Here is a 13,861-nt window from a genome sequence, read left to right as displayed (position 1 = left end):
TTTCCCCCTGCCCGACCCGGAGACCATCGAGGGCCGCTGGGACCTGGAGGGGGACCTGGCCCGGCTGCTCCAGACGTCCTCCGCCGAGGAGGCGGTGCACACCACCGGCCCCATCGGACCACCGGTCACCCCCCTGCGAGCCTCTTCCCCCACGCATGTGCGGGGGCGCGGCAAGCGCCGCCGGGTCCGCTTCCGGCTGCCCACGATGCCGTGGCTGCATGTGATCAGCCTGATCTTCGCGGCGGTCACCACGGTCATCGTCGCCATGCTGAGCGTGCTCGGCGGAATGATCTCCTACCGCCCGCTGCGCCATCTGGCCTCCCCGAGCACCTCGGAGTCCATGGCGGCGTGGTGGCCCCTGCTGGTCTACGGACCCTGGCTGGTCGCCTCGCTGTCGGTGCTGCGGGCCGCCCTGCACCGGCGGGGCGCGGCGCACTCATGGGCCGTGGTGGTGCTCTTCTCCACCATCGCGGTGTTCCTGTGCGTGGCACACGCCCCGAGGAACGCGCCCAGCATTGCCGTGGCCGGTCTTCCCCCGGTCGCCGCGCTGGTCTCGTTCCACCAGCTGGTGCGGCAGATCACCCTCACCAGCCCGCCACGCCACGCGCTGCCCCGCACCCGGGGTGAGCAGCGTGGAATGGCGAGATGAGCCACCGTCGCACTACAGCACCACGGCCCCACTCACCCGAGCCGAGTGGGGCTGTGATGCTGTCTCGGTCCCAGGAGACGCTGTCTCAGTCCCAGGAGGCGTGGAGGGGCTTGCCCTCGGCGTAGCCCGCGGCGCTCTGGACGCCGACGACGGCCCGCTCGTGGAACTCCTCGAGCGACCCCGCACCCGCGTAGGTGCAGGAGCTGCGCACGCCCGCGACGATCGAGTCGATCAGGTCCTCGACGCCCGGCCGGGCCGGGTCCAGGAACATCCGCGAGGTGGAGATGCCCTCCTCGAACAGCCCCTTGCGGGCCCGCTCGTACGCCGACTCCTCGCTGGTGCGCTTGCGCACCGCGCGCGCCGACGCCATGCCGAAGCTCTCCTTGTAGGGGCGGCCGTCGGCGGTGTGCTGGAGGTCGCCGGGCGACTCGTACGTGCCCGCGAACCAGGAGCCGATCATGACGTTGGACGCCCCGGCGGCCAGCGCCATGGCGACGTCGCGGGGGTGCCGGATGCCGCCGTCCGCCCAGATGTGCTTGCCGAACTTCCGCGCCTCGGCGGCGCATTCCATCACCGCGGAGAACTGCGGCCGGCCGACGCCGGTCATCATGCGGGTGGTGCACATGGCACCCGGCCCGACGCCGACCTTGACGATGTCCGCACCGGCCTCGATGAGATCGCGCACCCCCTCGGCGGCGACCACGTTGCCCGCCACCACCGGCACCCGCGGGCCCAGCCCCCGGACCGCCTTGAGCGCGCTGATCATCGACTCCTGGTGGCCATGGGCGGTGTCCACGACGAGGGTGTCCACCCCGGCGTCGAGGAGCGCCTTCGTACGGCCATCCACATCGCCGTTGACCCCGACGGCGGCCGCGATCCGCAGCCGGCCCGCCGCGTCCACCGCGGGCGTGTAGAGCGTCGCGCGCAGCGCTCCCTTGCGGCTCAGGATGCCGGCCAGCTTTCCGTCCGCGTCCACGGCGGGCGCCAGCTTGCGGTGGGCGGCGTCGAGGCGGCTGAACGCCTCCTGGGGGTCGATGTCGGCGTCGAGCACCATCAGCTCCCGCGACATCACCTCGGACAGCTGGGTGAAGCGGTCCACCCCGGTCAGGTCGGACTCGGTCACCACGCCCACCGGACGCCCGTCCTCGACCACCACGCCCGCGCCGTGTGCCCGCTTGGGCAGCAGCGACAGCGCGTCGGCGACGGTGCCGGTCGGGGCGAGGACGATCGGGGTGTCCAGCACCAGATGGCGGCTCTTGACCCAGCGGACCACGTCGGTGACGACGTCGATCGGGATGTCCTGCGGGATGACGACGAGGCCACCGCGCCGGGCGACCGTCTCGGCCATGCGGCGGCCGGCGATCGCGGTCATGTTGGCGACGACGAGCGGGATGGTGGTGCCGGTGCCGTCGGGGGCCGACAGGTCCACTCCCTGACGGGAGCCGACCGCGGAACGGCTCGGCACCATGAACACATCGTCGTACGTCAGGTCGTAGGGAGCCGGAGATGACTTTACGTAGCGTCCGGTGCCGGGCTCAAGGAATTGCATACTTCCACATTTTCACACGGAGGGACGCAGGTCACTCCCACGAAGACACAGCGAACAAACCCTCATGATCATGTAATCCTACAAGGGGACACGGTGGAGCGGTAGCCAGTCGATCACCATGGGGTGCGCCGCCGGGGCGTGACGGGTCAGGAAAACGCGAAGATTTCCTTGCTCGTCTCCACTCGATCTTCGTCGATTTCGATGCCGAATCCCGGGCGGGCAGGCAGCGGGATCACTCCGCCCTTCGGAACGGGAGCTTCGACTTCGAAGTAGTGCTTTTCGGGAGTGAAGCGGTAGAGGTACTCGACAGACGGACAGAGCTGTGGCGATTGGCTTGCCACGACATGCAGCGCGGCGTGAATACCGTGCCCGTGCGGAAACACCTGAACGCCGAACGGCTCGGCCATGGCGCACATTCGCACTACTTCGGTAACGCCACCGCACCATTCCGGATCGACTTGCACCACGCTCAGCAGCCCCTTCTGCAAAAAGGGCAGGAGATCGTACCGGTCGTACAGGTGCTCACCGGCTGCCAGCGGAATGGTGGTCGAGGAGCGGAGCTGTGCGAACGACGGGACCGCCGCCGCCGGGAATGGCTCCTCCAGCCAATCCGGCCGGAGGTGCTCCACCCGGGCGCACCAGGCCCGGGCATAGGGGAGGTCCCAGCTCATGAAGGCATCGAACATCAGGGCGGATCGAAAACCGACGGCCGCTCGGGTACGTTCGACCAGCGCGATATTGCGTTCCATTCCTTCGGGGCCCTGCGCGGGCCCGTCGCCGAAGAACCACTTCTGGGCGGTGTAGCCCTCGTCGAGCAGTTCCTCCGCCGTGCGCTCGACTTCGCCGTCGGAATGAAACGTGCCGTGAGTGCTGGCATAGGCCGGGATCTGTGTGCGACCGGCCCCTCCGAGCAGCTGCCAGACGGGAACGCCCATCAAGCGGCCACGCAGATCCCACAGCGCGTTGTCCACGGCGCTCATCGCGATCTTGCGGGTTCCATGGCGTGCGTGCCGGTCGGTGCGTTGCAGCACATCCCAGATGTAGCCGTTCGCCATCGGGTTCAGGCCGAGCAATCCGCTCGCCATGCCCTCCGCCAATGGGGCGACCACATCGTGATCGAGCGGCCCGTACCTGCCGGTCACACCGGCCGTGGTCGCGATCTCAAGGTATCCGGCGGTCCTGCGATGAGGATCGGACATCAGCACCTGGCCCGCGGATCCGGTGTGGAACGACGGGTAGATGCTGAGCGGACGGGATTGCGGCGGGGCCGCACGGTGCGGTGAACCGGCGGCGAGCACGGCGCTTACTTCCCTCATCCGTACCGATGAAATCCGCGCGTCGATCACAGGATTGCCTCCAATGCTGGTGTCCATGCGCATGGGTGGGTGTATCGAGTCCCGGTCACGGCACGAGCCACCCGAGGATCGGGGTCGACTGCAGATAGACGAGCAGGCAGAGCGCGGGCACGAGCACCGCGGACGCGACGAGGACCCGCCGGAGGATTTCGCCCTCGCGCCCCGCCAGGCCGACGGCCGCCGCTCCGACGGCCAGGTTCTGCGGGCTCATCATCTTCCCCAGGACCCCGCCCGCGGTGTTGGCGGCCGCGGCGAGGGTCGGCGACATCCCGGTCCCCTGCGCGGCGCTGACCTGCAACGCGCCGAACAGCGAGTTCGATGACGTATCCGAGCCGGTGACGGCGGTACCGAACCAGCCGAGCAACGGTGACAGGACGACGAAGAAGCTTCCCGCGGTGGCCAGGAACAGGCCGAGTGTCGTGGTCTGCCCGGACAGGTTCATGACATAGGCCAACGCCAGCACCGCCATGACGGTGGCTCCGGCCTCGCGCAGCTGAGACAGCGTTTGGCCGTAGGCCCGCAGCGCCGAGCGGGCGCTGATCCGCAGCATCATCGCGGTGACGGCGCCCGCGATGAGCAGCACCGTCCCGGGGGTGGCGAGCCAGTCGAACTTGTAGGTCGCGAGCGCCACCGGCTCGCCCTGTGGTGTCCGCACCGCGAGCCCGGGCCATTCGAAGGTCAACGTCGCAGCCTTCAGCACGCCCTTGATACTCGGGACCACGGACACGGTGAAGAACACGATGATCACCAGGTAGGGCGCAAAGGCGCGGAAGACGTCGACGCGGGACGGAGCGGTGAGAACGCCGGTCGCGCCGGTGCCAGTTGGCGTCAGGGCTCCACCGCCGGGCGCCTCGACATCGGCTCGGGCCGAGTGGTCCGAGCGGCGCGGTTGCCAGAACCGCGTCAACAGCAGAACGGATCCGGCCGAGGCCAATGCGGCGACTATGTCCACGAGTTGGATCGGGCCGAAGGTCGCGACCACGTACTGCGGGACGGCGAACGACACGCCGGCCACCGCCGCCGCGGGCCACGCCTCGCGCACACCCCGGGTGCCGTCGAGCACCACGAGCAGCAATAGCGGGACGAAGAGTGCGAGCACCGGGACGAGGTGGGCGGTGGCCCGGCTCAGCGCGTCCACCGGAATCCCGGTGACCTGACCGAGTGTGATGATCGGCAACCCGACACCGCCCCACGCCACCGGCACGGTGTTCGCGATCATCGACACCGTCACCGCCCGCAGGGCCGACAGCCCGAGCGCCACCAACATCACCGAACAGATCGCCACCGGCGCCCCGAAGCCGGCCAGCGCCTCCAGCAGCGCACCGAATGAGAACGCGATGATCAGACCCTGGATCCGGCGGTCGTCGCTGACCCGTGAGAACGCCTCGCGCAACCGGTCGAAATCCCCGCTGTCGCGGGTCATCCGGTAGACCCAGATCGCGTTGGCCACGATCCACATGACAGGGAACAGCCCGAAGACGGCCCCCTCCGCCATGCCGGACACCGCGGTTCCGAACGGCATCCCGTACACACCGATCGCCACGGCGGTCGCAACGAGCAACCCGATGACGGAGGCTATCCACGCCCGGACCCGAAACACGCCCAGAAGCAGGAACAGCAGCAAGAGAGGAATGGCGGCGGTCAGGGCCGACCACCCGAGGGATCCGCCCAGAGGGGCGGTGGGCTGTTGATACATGACGGACCTCCGGCAGCGTTGGTGGAGGAGGAACTGGAGTAATCGGCAGGGGCGTTCGGGGCCCGAGTCAGAAGGCGGACCTCTCGGCGCATGAGCCGATGGCCTCGCCCGACGAGCCGTTCGCCGCGACAAATCTTGCTTGTTGGTGTCTTATATTTAAGACGCCGTCTGCTAGGTAAGTCGGATTGTGTATGCGTGAGGCGAATCACGTCAAGGCTGATGACGTTGTTCTCGCACCGGGTCAGTAGGTTCCGTGCACCACGTTGGGCGGTTCCTCACCTCGTACGAAGTAGCGCAGCTGCTCCGCCACGACGTCGTAGGCCCGGGACATCGTCAGCGGCACACTGGCGGCCACATGCGGGGTGAGCAGCAGACCGGGCACCTTCCACAAGGGGTGCCCCTCGGGCAGCGGCTCCGAGCTGTACGGGTCCACAGTCGGCGCCCCGGCGCAACGTGCCCTGGAAGAGGCGCCGACAGCCTACGAGGGCATCCGCGCGCTGCTGCGGGCCAACATCGTCACCTTCGCCGACCCCGAGCGCCCGCCCGGATGCATGGTCGTCCTCGCGGCCGCGGCCGGCAGCGCACGGAACGAGGAGGTCAGCGCCTTCGTGACCGAACGCCGACAGGCTGTGCGCGAGCTTTTCCGGCAACGGCTCGAGCGGGGCGTCGCGGCAGGCGACGTCCCCGCCACCGCGGACCTCGGGACCCTCGCGGCCCTGTACACCACAGTGCTTCACGGGCTGGCCGTGCAAGCCCGCGACGGCGCCACCACCGAGGAACTACAGGCGATCATCGAATCGGCGATGCTCAGCGCGCCAAGAGCCGACCCGTGACCCCCGGGGGCTTACGGCCCGTCCGGGTCGGCGCGGTCGAGGGCGGGGTGGGCGGCGGGGGTGGTCCCGGCGAGCAGGTAGTCCGCGGCGGCGGTGTCCGTCACCAGGCTGGTGACCAGGCCGGACCTCAGCACCGCCCCGATCGCCTCGGCCTTACGGCGGCCACCGGCGATGGCCACCACCTCGGGGATCCGGCGCAGCCGGTCGGCCTCCACGGTGATGCAGCGCTCACCCAGGTCGCGGCCGATGCGGCGGCCCTCGGCGTCGAAGAGGTGGGCGGACATCTCGGCGGCGGCGCCCAGGCTCTCGTAGTGGGCCCGCTCCTCCTCCGTCAGCATGTCGTAGACCGTGGAGATCCCGGCCTCCCAGGAGCCGATGGAGACGCAGGCCACGGTGACCTTGTCGAAGTACTCGAAGGCGCGGGCGATACCGGTCTGGCCGCGCAGGGCGTCCGCGGTGGCCGTGTCCGGGAGCAGCATCGGCGCGTAGATGGGATGCGCCTCACCGCCGGAGACGGCGGCGGCGCGGCGCACCGCCTCGACCGAGCCGCGCTCGGCCGTGCCCGCGTCGTACACGCCCGTGAGCTGGACGACGGTGCACGGGGGCAGCCGGTGCAGCGCGGCCGCCATGTGGATCGTGGACCGTCCCCAGGCCAGCCCCAGCACATCCCCCTCGGTCACCAGCTCGCCCAGCAGGTCCGCGGCGACCTCGCCGAGGTTCTCCGGGTCCGGGGTGTCCGCCTCGGCATCGGCCGGGGACTCCACGACGACCGCGTGGCGCAGCCCGTAACGGGCCCGCAGCGCGTCGGAGCGCTCCGCGTCGAGCTCGGCGGGAACCCGGATTTCGATGCGCACCAGATCGCGCTCGAGCGCCGTCTCCAGCACCCGCGCGACCTTGAAGCGGCTGACGCCGAACTCCTCGGCGATCTGGATCTTGGACTTGCCCTCGAGGTAGAAGCGGCGCGCCATGGCGGCCGCCTGCACCAGTTCGGCGGGTCCCATCCGCGTGGCTGAACGGCCCGTCGACACCGCGGTCTCCTCACTATTCACTGTCCGGACTCACCGTTCATCCTGTCAGAAACGGCGGAGTTGGTTTGGCCTTCACCCTTGAGTTCATCGACCGGTAGCTGCGTCGCCTCATGAACCGGGGGTGCCGGTCGCCTTTTCGGCGAGGTGGCGCAGCTCCCGTACGGCCTTGGCCGGGTCGTCGGCGCCGTAGACGGCCGAGCCCGCGACGAACACATCGGCGCCCGCCTCGGCGCACCGCTCGATGGTCTCGGCCGAGACGCCGCCGTCCACCTGCAGCCACATCTGAAGGCCGTGCTTGGCGATGAGCTGCCGGGTACGGCGGATCTTCGGCAGCATGATGTCGAGGAACGCCTGGCCGCCGAAGCCGGGCTCCACGGTCATCACCAGCAGCATGTCCAGCTCGGGCAGCAGATCCTCGTACGGTTCGATGGGCGTGGCGGGCTTGAGCGCCATCGAGGCCCGCGCGCCCTTGGCCCGGATCTCGCGCGCCAGCCGCACCGGCGCGGCCGCGGCCTCCACATGGAAGGTGACGGAGCCGGCGCCCGCCTCGATGTACTGCGGCGCCCAGCGGTCCGGGTCCTCGATCATGAGATGGCAGTCCAGCGGGGTCTGCGTGGCCCTGCCCAGCGATTCGACCACCGGCACGCCGAGGGTGAGGTTGGGGACGAAGTGGTTGTCCATGACGTCGACGTGGAGCCAGTCGGCGCCTTCGACCGCCTTCGCCTCATCCGCCAGGCGGGAGAAGTCTGCGGACAGGATGCTGGGATTGATCTGCGGGACCATGGCTCCAAGCCTCCCACGATCGGCGCCGGTCCATGGAGCCGGGATCTGATCATCGGCCCCGCTCGGATCGACGGACGCCGAGGGAGACGAGATCATGAAGATGGTCGAGCAACCCCTGGCCGTCGCGCCCGGGTCATATGAGTCGAGAGCGCAGAAGTGGCTCTTGTGATGTAAGCGGCTCGTGTGACCAGCGACAAGGCAAGGGAAACAGGCAACCCACCATGACGAGCGATCGAATACCCCGGCACCCCCGCACCGCGGTGTGCGCGGCGCTGACAGCGGCCGTCGTCGCGGCGTCGGCCGCCGGGGCCGGGCCCGCCTCCGCGGCGGCCACGGCACCGCGGCCGGTCTGCGTCTCGCACCAGTCCGGGCCGGCCGGGAAGATGTCCAAGGACATCTCCGGCGCGCTGCGCGGCCGGTCCGGCACCGTCGCGATCAGCCTCCGCGACCACACCACCCACACCCGCTGCACCCTGCGCGCGAACCAGAGGTTCGACTCCGCGAGCGTGGTGAAGGTGACGGTCCTGGGGACGCTGCTGTGGGACGCGCAGCGGCACCACCGGGGGCTGACCAAGCGCGAGAAGACCCTCGCCAAAGCCATGATCACCAAGTCGGACAACGCCTCGACCAGCAAGCTGTGGAAGCAGCTCAAGCCCTCCAGGGTCAAGGCGTTCCTGCGCGCGGCCGGGATGGACGCCACCGTGCCCGGCAAGGACGGCTACTGGGGTCTCACCCAGATCACCGCGAACGACCAGGAGCGGCTCCTGGACCTGATCACCCACGCGAACACGGTGCTGACCGACGCCTCCCGCACCTACGTCCTCACGCTGATGGGCAAGGTCATCCCCGAACAGCGCTGGGGCACCCCGGCCGGCGCCCCGGGCGGTACGCAGATCCATGTGAAGAACGGCTGGCTGGAGCGTTCCTCGCACGGCTGGCGGGTGCACAGCATCGGCGCCTTCACCGGCGGCGGCCACGACTACACGCTCACCGTGCTCACCCAGGACGACCGCACCATGGAGGCGGGCGTGGCCACCATCGAGGCGGTGGCGCGCGCGGTGCACAAGGACCTCAACCCCACCGCCCACGCCGATACGCTCTACGCCCCGACCGACCGGCCCGAGGAAGCGCTTCCGGCGGTTCCGAAGGACTGACCCTGGATAAGGACCGACCCCGGAAATGAGCGGGGTCAGCCGGTGCGGCGCAGCAGGGCCAGATACATGGCGTCCGTGCCGTGCCGGTGCGGCCACAGCTGGATGTCGGGGCCGTCGCCCAGCTCGGGCACCCCGGGCAGCAGCGGCCGTGCGTCGATCCACTCCGCGGAGACGGCCGCGCCACCCCGCCCCTTGAGGACGTCCTCGACCACGGCCCGGGTCTCGGCCGGATGCGGGGAGCAGGTGGCATAGCCGACCACCCCGCCGATCCGCGCCGCGGCCAGCGCCTCCCGCAACAGCCCGCGCTGGAGCGGGGCGAAGCCCTCGAGGTCCTCGGGGCGCCGCCGCCAGCGCGCCTCGGGACGGCGGCGCAGGGCGCCCAGGCCGGTGCAGGGGACGTCCACCAGCACCCGGTCGAAGGACTCCGGACGCCACGGCGGCCGGGTGCCGTCCGCGGCGATCACCTGGTACGGCCCGGGGTTGCCCGCCAGGGCCCCGGCCACCAGCCGGGCCCGGTGCGGCTGCTTCTCGGCGGCCAGCAGCGAGGCGCCGCGCTCCGCGGCGAGCGCGGCGAGCAGCGCGGCCTTGCCGCCGGGGCCCGCGCAGCCGTCCAGCCAGCGCCGGTCGTCCCCCTCCAGCGGGGCGTTCGCCAGCGCGAGGGCCACCAGCTGGCTGCCCTCGTCCTGCACTCCGGCCCGCCCGTCACGCACCGCCTCCAGCGCACCGGGCTCGCCGCCCTCGGTGAGCCGCACCGCGTACGGGGACCAGCGGCCCGGCACCGCGGTCCGCTCGCCGACCGCGTCCAGCAGCTCCCCGGGCGTGGACCGGCCGGGCCGGGCGACGAGGGTGACCTCGGGCCGCTCGTTGTCGGCCGCCAGCAGCTCCTCCATACCGGCACTGCCGCCGCCGAGCGCGTCCCACAGGGCGGAGACGACCCAGCGCGGATGCGAGTGGCGGACGCCCAGATGCTCCTCGGGGTCCTTGTCGTAGGGCGGGGCGACACGCTCCAGCCAGCCGTCGAGGTCATGGGCGGCGATCTTGCGCAGCACGGCGTTGACGAACTTGGCCCGGCCGTCGCCGAGCACCACCCGGGCCAGCTCGACGCTCGCCGAGACGGCGGCGTGGGTGGGGATACGGGTCCCGAGCAACTGGTGGGCGCCGAGGCTCAGCACGTCGAGCACGGGCGGATCCACCTCGCGCAGCGGGCGGTCCACGCATTCGGCGATGATCGCGTCGTAGGTGCCCTGGTGGCGCAGGGTGCCGTAGACCAGCTCGGTGGCGAGCGCCGCGTCCCGGGAGTCGAACCGCGGCCCGCTGCCGGCCTCCGCGCTCTCCCGCGCCTTGCGCAGCAGGGGCGGGAGAACGAGGTTGGCGTACGCGTCCCGTTCGTCGACCGCCCGCAGCGCCTCGAAGGCGAGGATCCGCACGGGGTCCTTCAGCGGGCGGCGGTAGGGCTTGCCAGGCCGGTTCGGGGCGTGGGGACGGCGACGACGGGGCTGGTCGGTCACGGGAAATGTGCTCCGGGGGACGGATCGGGCTGAAGGGACCAGCCTACGTCGCCGGGGCGTCGGCGGTCGTGGGACCGCCGTCCAGGGCCGTTCCGTCCACGATGGTGCCGTCCACGGCCGTTCCATTCACGGTCGTGGGGGCAACGGCCGCACCGGACACGCTCGCTCCGGCCACGGCGAATCCGTTGTCAACCGTCGTCGGCTGCTCGAACTGGGTGCGGTACAGCTCCTCGTAGCGGCCTCCGGCGGCCAGCAGCGCGGTGTGCGTACCGCGCTCCACGATCCGCCCGTCCTCCACGACGAGAATGAGATCCGCTGCCCGGACCGTGGACAGCCGGTGGGCGATCACCACCGCGGTGCGCCCGTCCAGCGCCTCGCCGAGCGCCTCCTGGACATCCGCCTCCGAGGTGGAGTCCAGATGCGCGGTGGCCTCGTCCAGGATCACCACCCGGGGCCGGGCCAGCAGCAGCCGGGCGATGGTCAGCCGCTGGCGCTCCCCGCCGGAGAGCCGGTAGCCGCGCTCGCCCACGACGGTGTCAAGACCGTCCGGCAGCGCCGCGATCAGCCCCTCCAGGCGGGCCCGGCGCAGCACCTCCCACAGCTCCTCGTCGGTGGCCTCCGGCCGGGCCAGCAGCAGATTGGCGCGGATCGAGTCATGGAAGAGATGGCCGTCCTGCGTGACCATGCCGAGGGTGGCGCGGATCGAGCCGGCCGTCAGATCGCGGACGTCCACCCCGGCGAGCCGAATGGCGCCGTGGTCGGCGTCGTAGAGCCTCGGCAGCAGCTGCGCGATGGTCGACTTCCCGGAGCCGGAGGAGCCCACCAGCGCGACCATCTGGCCCGGTTCGGCGCGGAAGGACACCTGGTGCAGGACCGGGACGCCACCGCGGGTGTCCAGGGTGGCGACCTCCTCCAGGGAGGCGAGGGAGACCTTGTCCGCGGCCGGGTAGCCGAAGTCGACGCGGTCGAACTCGACGGACACCGGCCCCTCCGGGACCTCCCGGGCGTCCGGCTTCTCCTTGATCAGCGGCTCGAGGTCGAGCACCTCGAAGACCCGCTCGAAGCTGACGAGCGCGCTCATCACCTCGACCCGCGCCCCGGCCAGCGCGGTCAGCGGCGCGTACAGCCGGGTGAGGAGCAGCGCGAGCGCGACGACGGCGCCGGGGTCGAGCCGCCCGTGCAGCGCGAACCAGCCGCCGAGGCCGTAGACCAGGGCGAGGGCCAGGGCGGAGACGAGGGTCAGGGCGGTCACGAAGGAGACCTGGACCATCGCGGTACGCACCCCGATGTCCCGCACCCGCCGGGTCCGCGCGGCGAACTCGGCGGACTCGTCGGCGGGCCGCCCGAAGAGCTTGACCAGGGTCGCCCCGGGCGCGGAGAAGCGCTCGGTCATCTGGGTGCTCATCGCGGCGTTGTGCGCGGCCGCCTCGCGCCGCAGCTTCGCCAGCCGTCCGCCCACCCGGCGCGCGGGCAGCAGGAAGACGGGCAGGAGCAGCAGCGTCAGCAGGGTGATCTGCCAGGAGATCCCGACCATCACGACAAAGGTGAGCAGCAGTGTCACCACATTGCCGACCACCCCGGAGAGGGTGTCGCTGAACGCCCGCTGCGCGCCGATGACGTCGTTGTTGAGCCTGCTGACCAGCGCACCGGTGCGGGTCCGGGTGAAGAACGCCACCGGCATCCGCTGGACGTGGTCGAAGACGGCGGTGCGCAGATCGAGGATCAGCCCCTCACCGATGTTCGCCGACAGCCAGCGGGTCACCAGCCCGAGCGCCGCCTCCGCCACGGCGATCGCGGCGATGAGCCCGGCCAGCCAGAGCACCGTGCCCTGTCCCGAACGGTGGACGATCGCGTCCACCACCCGGCCGGCCAGTAGCGGCGTCGCCACCGCGAGCACCGCCGTGACCGTGCTCAGCACCAGGAACAGCAGCAGCCGGCGGCGGTGCGGACGGGCGAAGGCGCCGATGCGGCGCAGCGTCTCGCGGGAGAAGGGCCGCCGGTCGTCTTGAGCATTGGCCGTCTGATACAGGGAATGCCAGGCGGTCGATTGCATGTCCATCACGCACCTCCGAGGTCTTGTGAGGAACGTAAGACTTCAACCTAGGTTGAAGTCAACGTACGCCTCTTCGGCGCGTCCGTAGCGCAGTCGGTCTTGGCGTGGCGGCCCGCTCAGGCCCCTGGGGTCCTTCTTCCACGGAGATCCGTCAGAAGGACCCGAGCCGCTCGCCCTCCGCGATCCGCACCCCGCGCGCCCAGTCCGCCGCGAGCATCGGCTTCTTGCCCTGCGGCCGCACCCAGGTCAGCTCGACGGCATGGCTGCCGGTGCCCACGTACACGGACTTCTTGGTGGCGGCCAGCAGACCGGGCTCCAGATCCGTGCGGTCCGTCACCGGCCGGGCCGAGACGACCTTCAGCCGCTCCCCCCGGAAGGTGGTCCACGCGCCCGGGGCGGGGGTGCACGCGCGCACCAGCCGGTCGACGCGCAGCGCGGGCGCCGTCCAGTCGATCTCCGCGTCCTCGACGGTGATCTTCGGGGCGAGCGAGACGCCCTCGGCCGGCTGCGGCACCGGGCGCAGGGTGCCGTTCTCGATGCCGTCCATCGTCGCCTCGAGCAGCCCCGCACCGGCGAAGGCGAGCCGGGTCAGCAGATCGCCGCTGGTGTCGGTGGCCAGCACCTGCTCCGTCACCACCCCGAACACCGGCCCGGAGTCCAGCCCTTCCTCGATCTGGAAGGTCGAGGCGCCGGTCATCTCGTCGCCCGCCAGCAGGGAGTGCTGCACGGGGGCCGCGCCCCGCCAGGCCGGGAGCAGCGAGAAGTGCAGATTGACCCAGCCGTGCGCGGGGATCTCCAGCGCGGCCTTGGGCAGCAGCGCGCCGTAGGCCACCACCGGGCAGCAGTCCGGCGCGATCTCGGTGAGCCGGGCGAGGAACTCCGGATCGCGCGGCTTGGCGGGCTTGAGCACCTCGATGCCCGCCTCCTCGGCCCGCTCGGCGACCGGACTGGCCACCAGCCGGCGGCCTCGTCCGGCGGGCGCGTCGGGACGGGTCACCACGGCCACCACCTCGTGCTTCTCGGACGCGATCAGCGCCTCCAGAGCGGGCAGGGCGACCTCGGGGGTACCGGCGAAGACGAGCCTCATGGGTGGCGAACTACCTCTCACACAGCGGATACGGCGGGAAACGTCGCGAACAGCGTCTGAAGTCTATGGTCCGCCGTCCGAGGGGGCGTACGAGCGGACTGCCGCACGCCCCGGACCGTGACCGACGGGCGGGTGCCGCGTTGGTCAAGGCAGATTGACCGCATCG

12 protein-coding genes are annotated in these 13,861 nt (G+C 71.0%); 3 read left to right on the top strand and 9 right to left on the bottom strand.

Features of this window, described 5'->3' with window-relative positions; translation table 11 throughout:
• Positions 1-649 (top strand): DUF2637 domain-containing protein (locus GWI24_RS28485; protein WP_210948761.1); only part of this gene is annotated, 649 nt, incomplete at its 5' end.
• An 85-nt stretch (positions 650-734) separates the two neighbouring features.
• Here GWI24_RS28485 and GWI24_RS28480 read toward each other — a convergent pair.
• The 4 genes from GWI24_RS28480 to GWI24_RS28465 all read right to left on the bottom strand — a co-directional run bounded on the left by GWI24_RS28480 (position 735) and on the right by GWI24_RS28465 (position 5,631).
• Positions 735-2,198, bottom strand: coding sequence for a GuaB1 family IMP dehydrogenase-related protein (locus tag GWI24_RS28480; RefSeq protein WP_210948760.1), 1,464 nt, complete (start codon positions 2,196-2,198; stop codon positions 735-737).
• A gap of 146 nt (positions 2,199-2,344) precedes the next feature.
• The gene (locus GWI24_RS28475) at positions 2,345-3,577 is read right to left on the bottom strand and encodes an enolase C-terminal domain-like protein (protein ID WP_210948759.1); all 1,233 of its coding nucleotides are present in this window, start codon (positions 3,575-3,577) and stop codon (positions 2,345-2,347) included.
• A gap of 22 nt (positions 3,578-3,599) precedes the next feature.
• Complete coding sequence (locus GWI24_RS28470) at positions 3,600-5,249, bottom strand: L-lactate permease (protein ID WP_210948762.1); 1,650 nt, start codon at positions 5,247-5,249, stop codon at positions 3,600-3,602.
• Between the two features lie 241 nt (positions 5,250-5,490).
• Positions 5,491-5,631: a hypothetical protein gene (locus GWI24_RS28465; RefSeq protein WP_210948758.1), complete on the bottom strand. Its 141-nt coding sequence runs from the start codon at positions 5,629-5,631 to the stop codon at positions 5,491-5,493.
• On the opposite strand from GWI24_RS28465, the gene GWI24_RS28460 reads away from it, so the two are divergent.
• Positions 5,612-6,082 (top strand): TetR family transcriptional regulator C-terminal domain-containing protein, encoded by a 471-nt coding sequence (locus GWI24_RS28460; RefSeq protein WP_210948757.1) that lies wholly within the window; start codon positions 5,612-5,614, stop codon positions 6,080-6,082. The genes GWI24_RS28465 and GWI24_RS28460 overlap by 20 nt on opposite strands.
• Before the next feature lie 11 nt (positions 6,083-6,093).
• Here the strand turns inward: GWI24_RS28460 and GWI24_RS28455 are convergent, their stop codons facing one another.
• Together GWI24_RS28455 and rpe are read right to left on the bottom strand one after the other, a co-directional pair.
• On the bottom strand, positions 6,094-7,083 hold the full coding sequence (locus GWI24_RS28455; RefSeq protein ID WP_020867038.1) for a sugar-binding transcriptional regulator: 990 nt from the start codon (positions 7,081-7,083) through the stop codon (positions 6,094-6,096).
• A gap of 135 nt (positions 7,084-7,218) precedes the next feature.
• Entirely contained in the window at positions 7,219-7,893 is a 675-nt protein-coding gene (rpe, locus tag GWI24_RS28450) for a ribulose-phosphate 3-epimerase (RefSeq protein ID WP_210948756.1), read from the bottom strand.
• A gap of 221 nt (positions 7,894-8,114) precedes the next feature.
• Between rpe and GWI24_RS28445 the strand changes: the two genes are divergently transcribed.
• Positions 8,115-9,047, top strand: a complete 933-nt coding sequence (locus GWI24_RS28445; RefSeq protein WP_210948755.1) for a serine hydrolase — start codon at positions 8,115-8,117, stop codon at positions 9,045-9,047.
• A gap of 35 nt (positions 9,048-9,082) precedes the next feature.
• On the opposite strand, the gene GWI24_RS28440 is transcribed toward GWI24_RS28445, so the two are convergent.
• The 3 genes from GWI24_RS28440 to fmt form a co-directional block, all read right to left on the bottom strand.
• Positions 9,083-10,555, bottom strand: a complete 1,473-nt coding sequence (locus GWI24_RS28440; RefSeq protein WP_210948754.1) for an RsmB/NOP family class I SAM-dependent RNA methyltransferase — start codon at positions 10,553-10,555, stop codon at positions 9,083-9,085.
• A 43-nt stretch (positions 10,556-10,598) separates the two neighbouring features.
• On the bottom strand, positions 10,599-12,614 hold the full coding sequence (locus GWI24_RS28435) for an ABC transporter ATP-binding protein (protein WP_210948753.1): 2,016 nt from the start codon (positions 12,612-12,614) through the stop codon (positions 10,599-10,601).
• A 145-nt stretch (positions 12,615-12,759) separates the two neighbouring features.
• On the bottom strand, positions 12,760-13,695 hold the full coding sequence (gene fmt, locus GWI24_RS28430; protein WP_210948752.1) for a methionyl-tRNA formyltransferase: 936 nt from the start codon (positions 13,693-13,695) through the stop codon (positions 12,760-12,762).
• Positions 13,696-13,861: the final 166 nt, after the last annotated feature.

Origin of the sequence: Streptomyces sp. MK37H, from assembly GCF_018035285.1 — a bacterium.
GTDB classification, from domain to species: domain Bacteria; phylum Actinomycetota; class Actinomycetes; order Streptomycetales; family Streptomycetaceae; genus Streptomyces; species Streptomyces endocoffeicus.
This window is presented reverse-complemented; position numbering and strand designations above follow the sequence as displayed.